15 protein-coding genes are annotated in these 17,901 nt (G+C 39.5%); 8 read left to right on the forward strand and 7 right to left on the reverse strand.

The window, feature by feature from the left end; genetic code table 11:
• Positions 1 to 288: 288 nt before the first annotated feature.
• Positions 289 to 1,839: a hypothetical protein gene (locus B9T24_RS09040; protein WP_086165473.1), complete on the forward strand. Its 1,551-nt coding sequence runs from the start codon at positions 289 to 291 to the stop codon at positions 1,837 to 1,839.
• Between the two features lie 175 nt (positions 1,840 to 2,014).
• Here the strand turns inward: B9T24_RS09040 and B9T24_RS09045 are convergent, their stop codons facing one another.
• Positions 2,015 to 3,634 (reverse strand): inorganic phosphate transporter, encoded by a 1,620-nt coding sequence (locus B9T24_RS09045; protein ID WP_086165474.1) that lies wholly within the window; start codon positions 3,632 to 3,634, stop codon positions 2,015 to 2,017.
• Positions 3,635 to 4,068: 434 nt separating this feature from the next.
• Here B9T24_RS09045 and metH point away from each other — a divergent pair, with 434 nt between their 5' ends.
• Both metH and B9T24_RS09055 read left to right on the forward strand, forming a co-directional pair.
• Positions 4,069 to 7,761, forward strand: coding sequence for a methionine synthase (gene metH / locus B9T24_RS09050; RefSeq protein ID WP_086165475.1), 3,693 nt, complete (start codon positions 4,069 to 4,071; stop codon positions 7,759 to 7,761).
• A gap of 354 nt (positions 7,762 to 8,115) precedes the next feature.
• The gene (locus B9T24_RS09055) at positions 8,116 to 8,469 is read left to right on the forward strand and encodes a lysozyme inhibitor LprI family protein (protein ID WP_086165476.1); all 354 of its coding nucleotides are present in this window, start codon (positions 8,116 to 8,118) and stop codon (positions 8,467 to 8,469) included.
• Positions 8,470 to 8,563: 94 nt separating this feature from the next.
• Here the strand turns inward: B9T24_RS09055 and def are convergent, their stop codons facing one another.
• The gene (gene def / locus B9T24_RS09060) at positions 8,564 to 9,043 is read right to left on the reverse strand and encodes a peptide deformylase (protein ID WP_086165477.1); all 480 of its coding nucleotides are present in this window, start codon (positions 9,041 to 9,043) and stop codon (positions 8,564 to 8,566) included.
• A gap of 218 nt (positions 9,044 to 9,261) precedes the next feature.
• On the opposite strand from def, the gene B9T24_RS09065 reads away from it, so the two are divergent.
• On the forward strand, positions 9,262 to 9,465 hold the full coding sequence (locus B9T24_RS09065; protein WP_034696433.1) for a hypothetical protein: 204 nt from the start codon (positions 9,262 to 9,264) through the stop codon (positions 9,463 to 9,465).
• Positions 9,466 to 9,706: 241 nt separating this feature from the next.
• On the opposite strand, the gene B9T24_RS09070 is transcribed toward B9T24_RS09065, so the two are convergent.
• The 3 genes from B9T24_RS09070 to pnuC form a co-directional block, all read right to left on the reverse strand.
• Positions 9,707 to 10,204: a DUF2505 family protein gene (locus B9T24_RS09070; RefSeq protein WP_086165478.1), complete on the reverse strand. Its 498-nt coding sequence runs from the start codon at positions 10,202 to 10,204 to the stop codon at positions 9,707 to 9,709.
• Between the two features lie 128 nt (positions 10,205 to 10,332).
• The gene (locus B9T24_RS09075; RefSeq protein WP_086165479.1) at positions 10,333 to 10,608 is read right to left on the reverse strand and encodes a hypothetical protein; all 276 of its coding nucleotides are present in this window, start codon (positions 10,606 to 10,608) and stop codon (positions 10,333 to 10,335) included.
• Positions 10,609 to 10,639: 31 nt separating this feature from the next.
• Positions 10,640 to 11,224 carry a nicotinamide riboside transporter PnuC gene (pnuC, locus tag B9T24_RS09080; RefSeq protein ID WP_086165480.1) on the reverse strand — a complete coding sequence of 195 codons (585 nt, stop codon included), beginning with the start codon at positions 11,222 to 11,224 and terminating at the stop codon, positions 10,640 to 10,642.
• Between the two features lie 224 nt (positions 11,225 to 11,448).
• On the opposite strand from pnuC, the gene B9T24_RS09085 reads away from it, so the two are divergent.
• The 3 genes from B9T24_RS09085 to B9T24_RS09095 are packed head-to-tail and all read left to right on the forward strand — an operon-like array spanning position 11,449 to position 13,749.
• Complete coding sequence (locus B9T24_RS09085; RefSeq protein ID WP_086165481.1) at positions 11,449 to 12,234, forward strand: crotonase/enoyl-CoA hydratase family protein; 786 nt, start codon at positions 11,449 to 11,451, stop codon at positions 12,232 to 12,234.
• A 35-nt stretch (positions 12,235 to 12,269) separates the two neighbouring features.
• Positions 12,270 to 13,172, forward strand: a complete 903-nt coding sequence (locus B9T24_RS09090; RefSeq protein ID WP_086165482.1) for an alpha/beta fold hydrolase — start codon at positions 12,270 to 12,272, stop codon at positions 13,170 to 13,172.
• A 13-nt stretch (positions 13,173 to 13,185) separates the two neighbouring features.
• Positions 13,186 to 13,749, forward strand: a complete 564-nt coding sequence (locus B9T24_RS09095; protein ID WP_086165483.1) for a TetR/AcrR family transcriptional regulator — start codon at positions 13,186 to 13,188, stop codon at positions 13,747 to 13,749.
• A gap of 59 nt (positions 13,750 to 13,808) precedes the next feature.
• Here B9T24_RS09095 and B9T24_RS09100 read toward each other — a convergent pair whose 3' ends face one another.
• Positions 13,809 to 14,294 (reverse strand): hypothetical protein, encoded by a 486-nt coding sequence (locus B9T24_RS09100; RefSeq protein WP_086165484.1) that lies wholly within the window; start codon positions 14,292 to 14,294, stop codon positions 13,809 to 13,811.
• A 337-nt stretch (positions 14,295 to 14,631) separates the two neighbouring features.
• On the opposite strand from B9T24_RS09100, the gene B9T24_RS09105 reads away from it, so the two are divergent.
• Complete coding sequence (locus tag B9T24_RS09105) at positions 14,632 to 15,585, forward strand: DMT family transporter (RefSeq protein ID WP_086165485.1); 954 nt, start codon at positions 14,632 to 14,634, stop codon at positions 15,583 to 15,585.
• Between the two features lie 104 nt (positions 15,586 to 15,689).
• On the opposite strand, the gene pgaB is transcribed toward B9T24_RS09105, so the two are convergent.
• Positions 15,690 to 17,681 (reverse strand): poly-beta-1,6-N-acetyl-D-glucosamine N-deacetylase PgaB, encoded by a 1,992-nt coding sequence (gene pgaB / locus B9T24_RS09110; protein WP_086165486.1) that lies wholly within the window; start codon positions 17,679 to 17,681, stop codon positions 15,690 to 15,692.
• Positions 17,682 to 17,901: the final 220 nt, after the last annotated feature.

Below are 17,901 nucleotides of genomic sequence, written 5' to 3' on the forward strand. Positions count from 1 at the left end.
CCTTTTTTTAGAATAAAAATAAAACTCTGATTAGGTCATTGAATTTGATCACGGCATGCTTAAAGAAAACTCTGAACGTCTTGCCAAATAAACTGAGCTTTTAAGATGGCAGATTTAAAGCTTAAAGCGCTACTGCCCTTCTTTCTCAAGACTCTAAAATCATTGTAAAAAAAATCATTTTAAAAAAGATTTACACAATTTTGTCATTAAATGCTACCCCATAAATCAATTTGGCATAGATAATGTAGACATCTGTATATTAACAATCAAAAAAACGAGATATTTTGCATGTCTACTTCATTAGATGGTCTTCAATTCCCGATCAATTCTGCCAGCAATAAAGCCAGCACGTCTCAGACAGGTAAAGAAATTATTGCTGAAGCCCTTTCTATTGTTGACAATAAATCATCAATGGATGCACTCACAGAAAAAAATTGGCGTAAAAATTATCCTATCTATTTTAAAGCTTTGGTTGAACACGGTATTCGTAGCACCAACAATCCAATTACCATCGCAAAACAAGGCTTACACAAGGCCCATCATAGCTTTGATTTTTATCGCAATGGTCAACGCTATTTACTCAAAGACATCATGAATGATGTCGATACCGCAGATTTACATACCGTTCAGCTTAGAGGTGAAAGTGATGCTGCACCTGAATGGTATGTGCCTTATAAAGGACAAAAATTGCAAGGTCAGGCTTTACTAGATCAAATTCAAACATGGCAAGATGCAGGAATTATTGAGCTTAGCCATGCAGATGCTTTACGTGCAGCACAGGCCCATCCTGAATGGTTCAATCTTTCTGACCGTACCATGGTCTTATTTGGTGCAGGCTCTGAAGCAGGCCCCCTTACGTGGTTATCTAAATGGAAAGCCAACATCGTGGCTGTCGATTTACCCAATAGTCGTGTTTGGGACAAAATTTTAAAGACGATTCAACAAGGCAATGCAACGCTATATGCACCCTGCGCAGAAAAATTAGCTGAAAATACCCCAACTGCCACGCTGAAAAAAAAATTGGGGGCCGATTTACTGACTCAAACACCAGAAATTGCACACTGGCTGACCCAAAGTGAACATCAGCTTGATCTCGCTGCGATTGCTTATTTAGATGGTGAAAAACATGTTCGTGTCTCTATGGCCATGGACAGTATTATGCAATACGTGAGTGAGCGAAAGGCTGACACCAGTTTAATGTTTATGTGTACGCCAACCGATGTCTATGCCGTTCCTAAAGAAGTGGTAGAGGCTTCACATGAGAAGTTCCAACAACGCTCTAAAACCCAGCAAATTATTAGCAAAAGTATTTCCACTGTTTCGGGTCAGCATTTCTTCAAAGAAAATCTAAAAACCTTAATTGCTTCTGATAATGGCAAGGAATATGGTATTGCCGATTGTTTAGTGGTGGAACAAGGCCCCAACTATGCTTTGGCAAAACGCATTCAACAGTGGCGTGCAACTTTGGCTCGTCATTCTGGGCAACGTGTCAGTATTAATATTGCACCTTCAACCACAACCCATTCGGTGACTAAAAATCCGTTATTAAAAGCCGCATTTAATGGTGCCAGCCTATTTGATGTTGAATCATTTAGTCCAGAAACCACCAATGCACTTATGGCGGCATTATGGATTCATGACTTACGCAATCCTGACTCGGTTGCTAATCCAGAAACCCCTTTGGCTCATCCTTTAGAATTAATGATGAAAGGTGCAAACCATGGTGGTTTATGGCGTGTGGCTTATTTAGCACGTACCGCTCTGCCTTTTGCAGCAATCTATGGCTTTGCCAATGATAAATTACCGATGAAGAAAATATACGGGTTATTTAAGAAGTAATTTTTATCTTTAACCCATTAAAGCTAAAACTCGGTTTTGGCTTTAATCCAAAATGACTCTTTGTAATAAGGCGTTTATCTGTTCTCTCTAAGCTTCGACCAAAGTCAGACCACATCAAAAAACCAAGAAAAAAAACGCTGCAATTGCAGCGTTTTTTTTATTTCATATAGCTTGTTTAAACAAACTGTAAAAACAACCAATACAAACCACCAGATAAACAAATCGTGGCTGGTAAAGTGAACACCCATGCGGAAAGAATGGTTTTCACCGTTGCGAAGTTTAAGCCTGATTTATTGGCAACCATCGTACCTGCAACCGCACTGTTCAAAACGTGTGTGGTTGAAACTGGCATACCAAAACCATCTGCTGCTGCAATGGTGGTCATTGCCACAAGTTCAGCCGACATACCCTGACCATAAGTCATATGGTTTTTACCAATACGCTCACCCACTGTCACCACAATACGCTTCCAGCCCACCATGGTGCCTAAACCAAGTGCCAGTGCCACTGCAACTTTCACCCAAGTCGGAATATATTGTAAGAACGAGTCTAGGTTAGAGCGGTACTCTTTAACCACTTTGTTTTGTGCTTCCGACATTGCAGGTAACTGTTTATTTTTATCTAAACGCTTAAATGCAGTGCTACTTAAATACATGTCATTACGAATAATAGAGGTATCTGCTTCAGGAATATCTTTTAAATCACGATACTGAGCTACACGATCACCCAAATGATCCGTTAAACTTGCCAGAGCAGGAATGACGTCTTTATTCATTTCTTTGGTTTGAATGTATGACGTCAAGACTTCACGTGCGTGAGTATCCGAAATATTGCTATGATTGGCGTACATAACAGCCGCAGTTTGATTTGATAATTGATCAAATGACTGAATATGTTGAGTATCTAAGTTCTTATTCAACGAATACGCGAGCGGCACAACACCAATCAAAATGAGCATAATTAAGCCCATACCTTTTTGACCATCGTTTGAACCATGTGCAAAACTAACGCCTGTACAGGTAAAAATTAAGATGGCACGAATTAAAGGTGGTGGTGGCTTATTACCTTCAGGTGGTTGAAAAAGTTCGACTTGTTTTTTGAAAACTTTTTTCACTAACAAGAATACAACCGCAGCAAAAGCAAAACCAATTAAAGGTGAAAACAGCAAGGCTTTGCCGACTTTCATCACTTGGTCCATGTCTACACCACTGGCGCCACTACCTGCATGCAAGATGTAGTTCATAATTCCCACACCTAAAATCGAACCAATTAAGGTATGTGAACTTGACGCTGGAATACCCAAGAACCAAGTCCCTAAGTTCCAAAGAATAGCGGCGATTAGCATGGCAAAAACCATGGCAAAACCTGCCCCAGAGCTGACATTCATAATCAACTCGACAGGCAATAAAGCAATGATGCCGTAAGCAACAGCACCACTTGCAACCATTACACCAAGAAAATTACAAAAGCCTGCCCACATCACAGCAACAGGTGCAGATAAGGCATTGGTATAAATGACCGTAGCGACCGCATTGGCAGTGTCATGAAAACCATTGACAAATTCAAAGCCTAAGGCAATCAAAAGCGCAGTGGCTAAAAGAATAACGGAATATAAACTTAAAGTTGGAACATGTGACAAATCAGCTGCAAGTTGAAAGCCGATGTACACCAAAGTAGAAATAATAACCGTGAGAAACACCGGCATAAAAAATTTCGGTGTGGCAACATGCACATTCGTCGATTTCTGTGGCACGGATTGCACCTGATCTTGGACGGGAGGAATATTAGAATTCATGCAGACGGTTCAAGGGGATAATAAAATCCCCTTATTGTTCAATTTAATTGTGACAATTATATGACAAACAGGTACCATATAAAGCCAAATTTTAACAATTGAGCTAATTTAAATCACTCCCGCTTCATTTTAGGGAGCTAAATTCTTTTAAATCCATCATTTTGCAATCTTTGAAGCTCAAAATAATTTGCACCGCAATATTTCAAAATATTTGGATCGCTGCATAAAAAATCTTTCTAATTCCGTTCATCACTCAATTTTTTCTTATCTAGACTCAGATCATAGCTGAGCCATATTTCAATTCGATGAAAAATTCAGCACAAATAGGGTTATTTAAAAACTGTGTCTCACTAAGTCGGCTGAATATTCCTCAAATGTAGTGTAATTCTGCTAAAATCATGCCCATTTTGTATTCCATCGGATTGGGGTTATTTATGTCCACGCTTGCCACCCTAAAAGAGCTTCTCACCCAACGCATTCTGATTATTGATGGTGCTATGGGCACCATGATTCAGCGCCACAAACTCGAAGAAGCAGATTATCGGGGTGAGCGTTTTGCTGACTGGGCCTCTGATTTAAAAGGCAATAATGACCTTTTAGTGCTGACGCAACCGCATATTATTCAAGGCATTCACGAAGACTATCTGGATGCAGGTGCGGACATTATTGAAACCAACAGTTTCAATGGTACGCGCGTTTCCATGTCGGATTACCACATGGAAGATTTGGTTCATGAGATTAACTTTGAAGCAGCACGTATTGCAAAAGAAGCCTGTAAAAAATATTCAACGCCTGATAAACCTCGTTTTGTCGCAGGTGTACTTGGACCAACATCGCGTACCTGTTCAATTTCACCCAATGTAAATGACCCTGCATTTCGTAATGTTTCTTTTGATGAACTCAAAGAAAATTATATTCAAGCCACACATGCCTTAATTGAGGGTGGCTCTGACATCATTCTGATTGAAACTGTTTTCGATACACTTAACTGTAAAGCTGCAATTTTTGCCGTGAAAGAAGTCTTCAATCAAATTGGTCGTGAATTACCCCTGATGATTTCAGGCACCATTACCGATGCTTCAGGTCGTACCTTAACGGGTCAAACCGCTGAGGCATTTTGGAATTCGGTACGTCATGGCGATTTACTTTCGATTGGTTTTAACTGTGCGCTAGGTGCAGATGCCATGCGCCCGCATGTAAAAACCATTGCCGATGTTGCAGATACTTTTGTTTCAGCGCATCCAAATGCAGGCTTACCCAATGCTTTTGGTGGTTATGATGAAACACCAGAAGAAACCGCAGCATTTTTAAAAGAATTTGCGATGAGTGGTTTGATTAATATTACCGGTGGCTGCTGTGGTACTACGCCTGACCATATTCGCGCTATTTACAATGCAGTTAAAGATATTAAGCCGCGTCAAATTCCTGACATTGAACCCGCTTGTCGCCTTTCTGGCTTAGAACCCTTTAACATCACCAAAGACTCATTGTTTGTAAATGTCGGTGAACGAACCAACGTCACAGGGTCAAAAAAATTCTTACGTTTAATTCGTGAAGAAAACTTTGCAGAAGCACTCGATGTTGCACTACAACAAGTGGTTTCAGGTGCACAAGTCATCGACATTAATATGGATGAAGGCATGCTCGATTCGCAAGGCGCGATGGTGCATTTCCTAAATTTAGTCGCGTCCGAGCCTGAAATTTCCAAAGTACCGATCATGATTGACTCATCAAAATGGGAAATCATTGAAGCTGGCTTAAAATGCGTACAAGGCAAGCCGATTGTTAACTCTATTTCCTTAAAAGAAGGTTATGACGAGTTTGTACATAAAGCACGTTTATGCCGTCAATACGGTGCTGCTATTATTGTCATGGCCTTTGATGAAGCCGGACAAGCGGATACTGCGGCACGTAAGCGTGAAATCTGTAAACGCTCGTATGATGTATTGGTTAATGATGTGGGCTTCCCTGCTGAAGACATCATTTTTGACCCGAACGTGTTTGCTGTGGCAACGGGTATTGAAGAACACAATAACTACGCGGTTGATTTCATTGAAGCGACAGGTTGGATTAAACAAAATCTTCCCCATGCCATGATTTCAGGTGGTGTTTCGAACGTATCATTCTCATTCCGTGGCAATGAGCCTGTACGTGAGGCGATTCACTCGGTGTTCTTGTATTATGCCATTAAACAAGGCATGACCATGGGTATTGTAAATGCAGGCCAAATGGCAATTTACGACGATATTCCAAAAGAACTCAAAGATGCAGTTGAAGATGTTGTTCGCAACCTGAATCAAGGTGAAAGCGGTCAGGATGCGACTGAAAAACTACTTGAAGTTGCAGAACAATACCGTGGTCAAAGTGCTGCACAAAAACAAGTTGAAAACTTAGAATGGCGTGATCAACCTGTAGAAAAACGTCTTGAACATGCGCTGGTTAAAGGTATTACTGCATTTATTGATGTCGATACCGAAGAAGCCCGTTTAAAATCTACTCGACCTTTAGATGTAATTGAAGGCCCGCTCATGGATGGCATGAACGTGGTTGGTGACTTATTTGGTTCGGGTAAAATGTTTTTACCGCAAGTGGTGAAATCGGCCCGTGTGATGAAGCAAGCGGTGGCGTGGTTAAACCCATACATCGAAGCTGAAAAATCAGGTAGCCAATCGAAAGGTAAAATCCTGATGGCTACCGTAAAAGGTGACGTCCATGACATTGGTAAAAACATTGTAGGTGTTGTACTGGGTTGTAATGGCTATGACATTGTTGACCTTGGCGTAATGGTGCCTGCGGAAAAAATTTTACAAACGGCCATTGATGAAAAATGTGACATCATTGGTCTGTCAGGTTTGATCACGCCATCATTGGATGAAATGGTGTTTGTTGCCAAAGAAATGCAGCGTAAAGGCTTTAATATTCCACTATTGATTGGTGGTGCAACAACGTCTAAAGCACATACTGCGGTAAAAATTGATCCACAATATTTTAATGATGCTGTGATTTATGTGGCCGATGCTTCACGTGCGGTAGGCGTTGCAACAACATTGCTATCGAAAGAAATGAAACCTGCTTTTGTTGCAGAGCATCGTGCTGAATATGAAAAAGTCCGTGAACGTATTGCCAACAAACAGCCTAAAGCTGCAAAATTGTCTTATGCAGAATCGATTAAAAATGGTTTAAGCGTTGATTGGAACAACTATGTTCCGCCTAAACCGAATTTTATCGGCAGCCAAGTCCTGAAGAATTACCCACTTGAAACCTTAGTGCCCTATTTTGACTGGACACCATTCTTTATTTCTTGGAGTTTGGCTGGCAAGTTCCCTGCCATCTTGACCGATGAAATTGTCGGTGAAGCCGCAACAGATTTGTATGAACAAGCGCAACTGATGTTAAAAGATATTGTAGAGAACAAGCGTTTTGATGCTCGTGCCGTCTTTAATATCGCTTCGGCTAAACGCACGGGTGCAGACACGGTTTCCATTTATGATGAAAATCAAACGGCAACGCATCAATTTGAACATACCCGTCAACAGTCAGATAAAGTCTCTAAGAAACCCAATTTATCATTGGCGGACTTTATTGCACCTGAAGAGACAAACATTGAAGATTACCTCGGTGGTTTCACTATATCAATCTTTGGTGCAGAAGAAATGGCCCATGAATACAAAGCCAAAGGCGATGACTATTCTGCAATTCTTGCCCAATCTTTAGGTGACCGTTTTGCCGAAGCCTTTGCTGAGCATTTACATGAGCGTATTCGTAAAGAGTTCTGGGGTTATCAGGCTTCTGAACAACTATCTAACGAAGAATTAATTAAAGAAAAATATGTCGGGATTCGACCTGCACCGGGTTACCCTGCTTGTCCTGAACATTCTGAAAAAGCAGTTTTGTTTGACTGGTTGGGTTCTACTGATAAGATTGGCACCCAATTAACCACAAGTTTTGCGATGTGGCCACCTTCAAGCGTGAGTGGTTTCTATTACAGCAACCCACAATCTGAATACTTTAATGTTGGTAAAATTGCGCAAGATCAGCTAGACAGTTATGCAGAGCGTAAAGGCTGGTCTATGGATGAAGCGAAGCGTTGGTTAATGCCGAATTTGGATGATTCGATTGATATTTAAGTAAATCCCCCTGACCTTCCTTAAGCAAAGGAGGGAGTAAAAATCCCCTCGATTGAGGGGATTTTTTATTGTAAAAGCATTGAATCCCCCTCTTACGAAACGTAGTTTCTCACCTTTTAAAGGGGGACTTTCGCGTATCCAACGAATTACGTGACAACTCCTCCCTTTTTTAAAGGGAGGTTGGGAGGGATTAATTTACTCATTTTTGTATTAATAGATCTTGGAGCATGTAGTAATTAGCTTTCACTATATGCTCCAAGATACAAAGTCTATTAAATGTAGGGCTTTAACATTACTAAATACTAAATTTTTTAGTAAAATCTTGAATACAATATTTAATGGTTAAAACTAATAATGAATAAAAGTGTTTCTTTTCTTATTTTAATTTTATATTCAAACTTTACCTTTGCAGAATGTAAAAATGCGAATGTTTATGAGAGCATTGATTGCTATGAGCAACAGCTCAAGATAGACAAAACCAAACTGAACCAAAGCTATCAAAAACTTTATAAATCTTTAGATACTATGGGTCAAAAAGCTTTAGAAAATTCACAAAAATCATGGCTAAACTATAAAAACACACACTGTGATGAACTCGTCGCTTACTTTGCTACACAAGCTCAAGGCGCAGGTTCAAAACTTATTACACTTTCATGTAATGCTGATTTGACACAAGAACGTATTAAACAATTAAAGGATCTAGAATAAAATCTGAATTCATTTAGTATGAACAGTCTTCTCTAACCCTATTTTGAAAAAATAGGGTTCTAAAATTTCCCCTAATATTCTAAAAAAATAATTTTTAAACTTTTTCCACAAACAACACCCCATTCAAATGATCAACTTCATGTTGCACGATCCGTGCAGGAAAACCATGAAATACGGCTTCAACTGACTCACCTTGTAACGTCAAATATCTCACCTTAATCATTTCCGCCCGAGCCACTTGCCCACGTTCATTAGGCACACTTAAACAGCCTTCTTCACCTAAAATGGTACTTTCAGATTGTTCTAAAATTTCAGGATTGACCATCACCACAGCATCCATTTCAGGTGCATCGGGATAGCGTAAATTTGGACGTGAAGCCACGATAATAATGCGTTTAGACACATACACTTGTGGCGCTGCAATACCAACACCATTACGTTCAAGCATAGTTGCTTGCATGGCCGCGGCTAGTTCATTTAGCCATAAACTATTCAATTCCGACTCTACAACTGATGCAGCTTTTAAAGTTAAGATAACTTCGCCACGCTGTGCTACAGCTAAAATTCCACTCATGTTTTCTTTCCTCTATTTCAATTTAACCATGTCAAATTTTAATAAGACTAACGTTCCTTCAATATTAAGCATATCTTTTTTATATTTTTTTGAGGCGATCACATTCAAAATGAATCAACAGCTATTGATTTTATATTTACCCTAAAAAGCATCATCATTTAAGCTAAATTTAATCTTTTTCTTTATAATCAGCCTAATTCCACATCAGCATAATAAAGATGAACACAACACAATTACTCCTTGGCGTTCTTTTTAGTTCTATCGGTTTGGGCTATTTTATCTATGGTAAAAAACAAAAAGTGACTGTACCTTTGGTTTGTGGTTTAGTGCTGATGATCTTTCCCTACTTCATTGAAAATACAGCAATGTTGGCATCTATAGGTATACTGCTCTCAATCTTGCCTTATTTTATTCGACTTTAAACCGCGACAAAAACATGCAATGTATTACATTTAGGTGCTATGTCTCATCTCATTCTTTACTACCATGATGCATAACAACAAGTTTGAATAATGTTCATTATAACTTTTTAAATAAATAAACCTATTCAGTAGAAGTGAGCATTATTTTCTATAAAAAAATCGCCCTTATTTTACAAAAATAAGAGCGATTTGATTAATTAAGCAAGAGAAAGAACGAGCTTAAATAACTCAGGCTTTTAAATTAAACTATTAAATTTTTCTTTAATTCATCTTCAACAATTTGGAGTTCCAAATCACTAAATTTACGAATTTCACCTTCTGCATGTTTTTCTAGGAAACCGCCAATGAGTGGCACTTTAATTTTAATAGTCCAATCTAATTGAATATTCACTTGCTGCGCATTACCTGTAACAGAGCGCTCACCTTGTGCTTCTAAAGGTAAATTTGCGCCCAATTCAACGGTCGAAGTCAAAGCATCTAAATTGGTAATATCTGTACGTTTTAAGCGAAATGCATCTTTAAGTAGCTTTTTAGCAATATCTGGAATATTGACATCCAAATTATAAGCACGCTTTAAAGTGTAAATATCACCCACAATTTGCGATTCTAAAATTTCTAATTTTTCTCCCGGAATACGTTTACAAACAGCCTCATGCATCTCTGGGTCTGCTGCTATACGACGAAACTCATCCAAAGAAACACCATGAATGGTGGCATTGACGGTAAAACGATGTGCCATATTACTATCCTTTATTTTTTAATTATTTAAATATCTTAAAACTATTAGATCAGCACTGATCTAGCATATTTTAGCGCGGTTTATTTAATTGAATTTTAGTCATGCTGTCATTGACCGAGTATACAAAACTATTCTAGATGAATGCCACAGCGTATTTCAATTTTCTCGGTGCAGGAAATACTCACAAAATGCTTTCGATACTCAATGATTGCATAAAATTGTTCAGCACCATCATCTAGACCTGTGGCTGACCATGTGGTTCCTTTTGGAAACTCATTTAGCCATTTGGCTTTATAAAAATCGGAGACCGAATCAAAATTGATATATTTTTCAGGTGCAGCCTGAATTCGTGCTGCCATTTCATCAAATTGTGTTAATTGATGTTGAACCAAATCAATCAGCATCTTTATTCATCCAAGTACAACCTAAAAGAGGTTATACACCCTTAAAATGGCTGTGCACCTGTTTCTTTTTCACCTGTTCCCACTGCCACCAGCCAAAAGCTGCCAAACCAACAAAAGCGGCATATAAGCCCGCAGTCAGGAATAAGTCTTTATAAATAAACATGCCCACATAAACAATATCGACAACAATCCAAAGCACCCAAGTTGCAATATGTTTACGACTGGTCCAATAGGTTGCCAGTAAACTAAAAGCAGCCAATTGTGAGTCGAGCATCGGTACGGCAGCATCGGTAAAATGTTTTAAAGTTAAACCGAAAATCAAACCACCTAACGCTGCCAACAATATTTGGAAAATGACTGTTTTTTGAGCAATCGGTTCAATACGAATTTCATGATCTTGCTGTTTACCTTTGAACCAATGATAGAAACCATAAAAGTTCACCACTATAAAAAAGAACTGCAAGATGGTTTCGCCATACAATTTAAATTCATAAAATAAATAAGCATATAAAACAAATGCCGCAAAGTTAAACCACCAACACCACATATTTCGTTTAACCGTTAATGTCACACCAATAACACTAATAATGACTGCAATAATTTCTAAAGGTGACATAGCAATAAACAAATGTATAAATAGTGCCGCTATTATGAAAAAAATGGCGCTGAACGCAAGATAAATTATGCCGATTCGTCTGTTAACTCGCTGTGCATCGCGTTTCCATTTTCCTATCACAATGTGTAGTTACAAACCTCTGTCAGAAATTTGACTGAACAGATTTGACAGTTTTCTAACGATCGTTTAAAAATATAAAAAACAACCAACTTGGAAGAATAAAAATGTCAGAACAACAAGGTAAAGTCAGTCGTGAAATTCGTGGACATCTATTTTTGATCGGACTTGACCGTGCAGCAAAAAGAAATGCCTTTGATAGTCATCTTATTCATGACTTATCCCTCGCCTTAACAGAATATGAAGATCATCCAGAACTACGCTGTGCAATCATTTTTGCCCACGGCGATCACTTTACCGCAGGCCTAGATTTGGTCGAATTACAACCCAAGCTCAATAGTGGCATCTTTAATTATGATGAGCAGCACATCAACCCGTGGGGAACCAGTGGACGACCACGTAAAAAACCAGTGATTGTTGCAGTACAAGGCTTTTGCTATACCGCAGGAATAGAGCTGATGTTAAATGCTGATATTGTCATCGCACAAGACAATACTCAATTTGCCCAAATGGAAGTACAACGTGGCATTTTACCTTTTGGCGGTGCAACAGCCCGTTTTGTACAAGCTGCGGGTTGGTCAAAAGCCATGCGCTACTTACTCACGGGTGATGCCTTTGATGCAACAACGGCACTCGATTTAAATCTGATCAATGAAATCACCCCTGAAGCACCGCTCAATCGCGCTATTGAACTGGCTGAACGCATTGCTCAAGCTGCACCACTTGCAGTGCAAGCCACGCTTGCCTCTGCCAAAGAAGCCGCTGAACATGGCACTGAAATGGCTTTTTATCATTTACAACAGCACCTCACCCCCTTGTTAAAAACGCAAGATGTACAAGAAGGTGTCATGGCTATGCTGCAAAAACGTGCTCCGCAGTTTAAAGGTCAATAATTTGAGTCAAAATCTACCTAGAAAATGAGTTTGTTATGCCCTATTTAAATCAGAATCCACAAAAACAACATTTTAGTGTTGCCACACAATCCTTTACCGCAAGCGATGGATATACTCTGTTTGGCACACTTTACACACCAGAACATGGCATAAAAGCCAATATCGTAGTGGCCTGTGCAACAGGTGTTCCACAAGCGTTTTATCGTCGCTTTGCTGAATATGCCACACAGTTTGGCTATCAAGTGCTGACCTTTGATTATCGTGGTGTGGCACTTTCTGCTCCGAAGCAGCTCAAAGGCTTTAAAATGTCTTACTTAGACTGGGGCACTTTAGACCTTGCTGCGGCCATTGATTTTCTGGCACAAGATCCCATTCCGCTCTTTATGGTCGGGCATTCTTATGGTGGACAAGCACTGGGTTTAGCACCCAACCATGCCAAAGTGACGGCAATGTATTGCTTTGGCACGGGCGCAGGTTGGCATGGTTATATGCCTTTTAAAGAAAAAATGAAGGTTCAGGTGATTTGGAATATTATTTTCCCACCGATGGTTGCAGTCACAGGCTATTTACCGTGGAGCAAACTCAATATGGGGGCAGATTTACCGATTGGGGTCTATCAGCAATGGCGGAAATGGTGTAAAAACCCAACTTATTTCTTTGCCGACCCTGAACAGCATGCCTTAATTGCACAATATGCACAGGTGAAAACCCCTATTTATGCAGTCTCTGCATTGGATGATGATTGGGCTTTACCCAATTCACGCCATGCTTTTATGCAACATTACCGCCAAGCAGCGATGCAATTTATTAATATTTCAGCTTCAGACTATGGCTTAAAAGAAATTGGACATATGGGGTATTTCCGTAAAGGCTCAGAAAAAATCTGGGATGAAATTTTACATTCCTTTCATGACTTCATTGCCACAAAAAATGGATAGAGACTTCAAATAGATGCGTCCACAGAAACTTAGCCGAGAGCAAATTCTCAACAGATGTGCCTTACAGTTTAAGACGTATGGATATGCAGCGACCAGTATGGGCATGCTCGCCAAAGCCTGTGGACTGACCAAAGCGTCTTTTTACTATTACTACGCCAGTAAAGAAGCTTTATTGATGGATGTGCTCGAACTGACCCAACAATATTTAAATACGTATTTATTTAAGCTCGGTGAACATAGAACACTTTGCGTCGTTGAACATTTTGAACAGATACATGAGCGTGCGGTAGAATTTTTTAGTTATGGCGTTAAAGGCTGTTTAGTGGGGATTATTTCTATCGAAGCGTTGTATCAATCTGCCGATATTTTAGCAAAGATTCGCAGTATTTTTAAAGACTGGGAAATGGCATTTTATCAATTCTTTAAAGTTCAACTAAGCGATCATGACGCCCAGATTTTAGCCAAACAAAGCGTAGCCGATTATGAAGGTGCGCTTTTAATGTACCGCCTCAATGATGATGTTTTTTATCTTGATCAGGTCAAGCTCAGAATTTTAAAGCAGTTAACAACCATATAAAGATGTAGAGCATTTCATCCTTTAGCTAAAAGTATTGGCACTCAAGCGAGTCAGTTTGATTAAACGTGGCTATGCTCATCTTTCATTTCAAATTTATGCTCATCTCCGAAACGGTCAACATGGGTATAAAACACCCCATAACACCCCACATAGTATTCCAAAGACTGATCGTAAAAAGTCCAATAAATAGACCATTCATTTAAATCAAGTTGACGAATTTGGGTCTGCGTTTTTGCAGGCATTTTTCTCAGTACATCTTCTTGAACGGACATTGCTTGACTCAAATTTCGTTCAGTCCGTTTTTGATCAAAAAAGATTTCGCAGACATCATCAAAAAGCTGCTGTTCATATTCTTCCACTTTTTCTATAGGTGCTTCAACGACAAGGGGCATTTCGCCAATAGAAGTGACACTAGGTTTGTTTACATCTTCTTGCTGCTGCTTTCGGTATTGCTGAAAATGTCGATGTATATGAATTTTAAACAATACTTTCCAAAATCCAATCAACACAATGAAAAAACACAACCATATGAGTACTTTCAGCATGGCATCACTCTCACGAGTAAATAGTTGTTATTTTTATAGTATATAAAACAATTTGAATAAAATTCATACAATTTTTAAAATATTATGCTATAAAAAATATTCATTCATCGATTTTTTCTACATGTTCCCTATTCCATACCCTCAAGAGCCGCTTGTGAATTATTTTGCTTTGGACATTCCAGTCAACAAGGCCCATTCACGACGTGTGGACTTTTTACGCGGGGTGCCTTGGAATTTGTACCGTGATCATTGTTTAGAATAATCATCACAGCATAAAATCACTTCAGGTCGCCTCAATAGCGGCCTTTTTTATTGCCAAAAAATAAGGACATAAGCCATGAGTAATCCATTCAATTCAAAAGACTTATCCTCGCCACTGTACGATCCGGTTGCAGCGTCTTTAAATCGAAACTCACGCCTCGCTACAACCGGTCAATTTATTACTGTTGTGCTGATTTGGTCGCTGACACCACTTGCAGCCGTCTGGACAGTGAATGAAATTCATTGGGCGTGGGGTTTATTTATTCGATTTAGCTTGGCTATTACAATGGCCTGCATCTGTCAGCTTTACTTTAAAATCAAAATACCCGTTCATCCGCAAGCATTACTCAGCTATGCAGCAGGTGCAATTGGCTTATTTGCCTCCATGGCTTTTTGCTATATGGGTGCATCCAAAGTGCCTTCAGCCATTATTTCAATGATCTATGGTATTGCCCCATTGGTATCAGGCTTAATGGCCATTTATATTTTTAAAAGTGCAGCATTTAGTGTCTATCAATGGATGGGTTTAATGCTGGGCATGTTCGGGCTATTTTTCGCACTCGGATTCGGTTCTCAAAGCTTCACACTCAACTATTTGGGCGTGGGTTTAGAACTGATTGCAATGCTGCTTTATGTCCTTTCTGCTTTTGCAGTTCGCTCTGTCAATGCGAATATCCACCCGATCAGCCAAATGACAGGTGCAACTCTCGTATCATGGGTCGGCTATGGTAGTTTGTTGCCCTTTTTCTGGTCGGAGATGCCAACTCAATTGCCATCATTACAGAGCAGTATTGCACTCATCTATAGCGCTTTATTTTCCTCTGTACTGGCGATGATTTTTTATTATGATTTACTCAACAAAGTCAGTCCGACCACACTGATGCTCATTACCATCATGACACCCGTGCTGGCGACGGTTTGGGGCAACTGGCTAAATCAGGAGCAATTAAGCCCAGATTTAATTTTGGGACTGTTTTTACTCTGTCTAGGATTAGCCCTCTATTCATTTCAAGTCCGTAGCAAAGTCTAAAAAATCCCGAGTTTGATCTAGACTCGGGATTTTTTACAATTTTGGGTTAAAGGCAGTCTTGCAGAATGCCAAAAATGCAGCAGCATTGACCAATACAATTGCTTTTAAGGAACAAGATCTTCTGATTTCAGTTCAAAGACTTGACGTAACTCTTCGGTATCTGGATGATCTTGAATAGGATCATCTGGATAATAAGCCACATGCATTACCCCTTGTCTATATAAAGACTGAATCGTGGTCACCATTTCCGCTGATGGAATTTTTTCATTGTTACGCCAATTGACCGTTTGTAATTCAAATACCGTTTTCTTCATACCGTTCGGGAAACGCTTCACATGCTTCACAATATTCCGATAAAACTGATCATGATTCGGTGCTTGTTCCATATAAGGCATTGCCATAATGGCAGTAAAATCATAACGCTTTAAAGACTGTTCTAATGACTGGGAATACCAATTTTCTGCATAAGGTTCCAATGCAACTTGTGCATATAAATTTCGTGCCGTCAGCAAAAAGGGCTGGTACTGACGTACATCACTGGCAAGTTGCATCGCAAAGTCATCAAGGTACTTGGTTTTATAGGCTGTCCATTTTTGTAAGTCTGCATCATTACTGCGAATTTTGGCTAAATCGTTCGGTAAGCCAATGGAAGCATAAGCCCGCATCGCGTCAGGACTGGCATCTTCATAATCCGACAACGTCGCGTCATCGTGAAATAAAATGCCGTTAAATGGCACAGATTTGGCTAAATCGGTATAAATACCGGCTATGATTTTTCGTGCATCAGCTGAAAATGGACTGAGGCGATGATAGCCCATATCTAAATGTTTAACGTCCTGTGTGGGTTGAGTTTCTACCCTATCCTGTGCAGCAGGATTATTTTTTGGTAATTCCCATGCCAACAATGGCATCCAAGCATAGATGCGGCTGACTTGGGTACGGCTCTGAATTTGCCATGCAACTCGATTAAATAAATCTGCACGCATGGGTAAATAACGATTCGGGAAATACACCATATCCGCAGAACCATTGGCATCGGGGTCGGAAAAGGCTTGTAAATACACGGTATTTCCGTCCACCTCTACAATACGGTCCAGTAAATGATCAAGGTTACGTTCTTGTTGAGCAGGATCTTGATCGTAAATATAGTCTAAATCGATATGCATAATTTTTTGCGGGCGATTATTATCGCCTAAATTCTGCTGACGATCTTTAATTTCCTGTGCCAAATCGGTGATACTCATATCACCCTCAACCAAAATACGGTTCAATTGCCCCAAGGAACTTTTAGCCGAATCTGCACCATCATTCAAACTGATGGTAATCGGCATACCCAACTGTTTCGCCATGTTGACGGTTTGCATATTATAGTGACCATAAGGCCACACCATGACCCGTGGCGCTTTCAAACTATGTGCTGTCAATAACTGGTTATTTTGTTTTAAATCATCAAAAATCCGTTTTTGATAGTGCGAATCATCTTCATAACGTGCAGTTTGACGGTCATATAAACGGGTGACTGCTGCAGATTCAAGATTTCCTTGTGGATTGCCTAAAATCCCACGGTGTAAGTTATAACTATGATTGGCGATTTCGACCAAACCACTGTCCTGCATCTCTTTCAATTCTGACCAAGACAACATTTCATTACGCTGAATCTGTTTACCTGAAAAATCAATGTTTTGACCTTCTTTCGGCTCTAACCATGAACCGACAACTGCCAATACAACAGGAATGCTATTGGCTTTAATAATCGGATAGGCATTTTGATAAAAAGATGCATAACCATCATCTACGGTCAATAAAACTGGTTTTTCTGGCAAATGAGATTGACCTTGATTCGCTTGAATCAGCTGATCCACACTAATAAAGTGAAAACCATTATTTTTGAGCCACGCGATATGTTGTTTAAAGTGTGTCGTGCTTACGGCATATTCAGGAATCAGTGCATTTTTACGATTGGTAATTTCATGATAGCCAATGACGGTCAGTGTCGGATTATGCGCTAAGGTTTCACTCCAAGCCAAATGAGGAAGCTGCCATAAAACAGCAGAAAGTGAGATTGAAAGCAAAGTGGAAAGCAAGCGAGTCTTCATTTCATGGTACTCAAAAATTATTTATTCTCTGAACAACACTCATCGTCCATCAATAACATGTTGAGCTTTCCCTTGCATGATGTATGGTCTAGCGTTATTGCAACATCACTTTTATCAAGCCAAACTGAAATAAATATTAAAGGACTATTTTTATAAGAAACAAACATGTTAAAAAACAACAATAGCTTATTTTATAAGTGATTTTCCAATCTTCATTTGT

This window comes from Acinetobacter sp. ANC 4654, from assembly GCF_002135425.1.
GTDB classification, from domain to species: Bacteria; Pseudomonadota; Gammaproteobacteria; order Pseudomonadales; family Moraxellaceae; genus Acinetobacter; species Acinetobacter kyonggiensis.

Coding starts and splice junctions, on each gene's coding strand:
- B9T24_RS09040 (WP_086165473.1), top strand. CDS start 289: ATGTCTACTTCATTAGATGGTCTTCAATTCCCGATCAATTCTGCCAGC.
- B9T24_RS09045 (WP_086165474.1), bottom strand. CDS start 3,634: ATGAATTCTAATATTCCTCCCGTCCAAGATCAGGTGCAATCCGTGCCA.
- metH (WP_086165475.1), top strand. CDS start 4,069: ATGTCCACGCTTGCCACCCTAAAAGAGCTTCTCACCCAACGCATTCTG.
- B9T24_RS09055 (WP_086165476.1), top strand. CDS start 8,116: ATGAATAAAAGTGTTTCTTTTCTTATTTTAATTTTATATTCAAACTTT.
- def (WP_086165477.1), bottom strand. CDS start 9,043: ATGAGTGGAATTTTAGCTGTAGCACAGCGTGGCGAAGTTATCTTAACT.
- B9T24_RS09065 (WP_034696433.1), top strand. CDS start 9,262: ATGAACACAACACAATTACTCCTTGGCGTTCTTTTTAGTTCTATCGGT.
- B9T24_RS09070 (WP_086165478.1), bottom strand. CDS start 10,204: ATGGCACATCGTTTTACCGTCAATGCCACCATTCATGGTGTTTCTTTG.
- B9T24_RS09075 (WP_086165479.1), bottom strand. CDS start 10,608: ATGCTGATTGATTTGGTTCAACATCAATTAACACAATTTGATGAAATG.
- pnuC (WP_086165480.1), bottom strand. CDS start 11,224: ATGTCACCTTTAGAAATTATTGCAGTCATTATTAGTGTTATTGGTGTG.
- B9T24_RS09085 (WP_086165481.1), top strand. CDS start 11,449: ATGTCAGAACAACAAGGTAAAGTCAGTCGTGAAATTCGTGGACATCTA.
- B9T24_RS09090 (WP_086165482.1), top strand. CDS start 12,270: ATGCCCTATTTAAATCAGAATCCACAAAAACAACATTTTAGTGTTGCC.
- B9T24_RS09095 (WP_086165483.1), top strand. CDS start 13,186: ATGCGTCCACAGAAACTTAGCCGAGAGCAAATTCTCAACAGATGTGCC.
- B9T24_RS09100 (WP_086165484.1), bottom strand. CDS start 14,294: ATGCTGAAAGTACTCATATGGTTGTGTTTTTTCATTGTGTTGATTGGA.
- B9T24_RS09105 (WP_086165485.1), top strand. CDS start 14,632: ATGAGTAATCCATTCAATTCAAAAGACTTATCCTCGCCACTGTACGAT.
- pgaB (WP_086165486.1), bottom strand. CDS start 17,681: ATGAAGACTCGCTTGCTTTCCACTTTGCTTTCAATCTCACTTTCTGCT.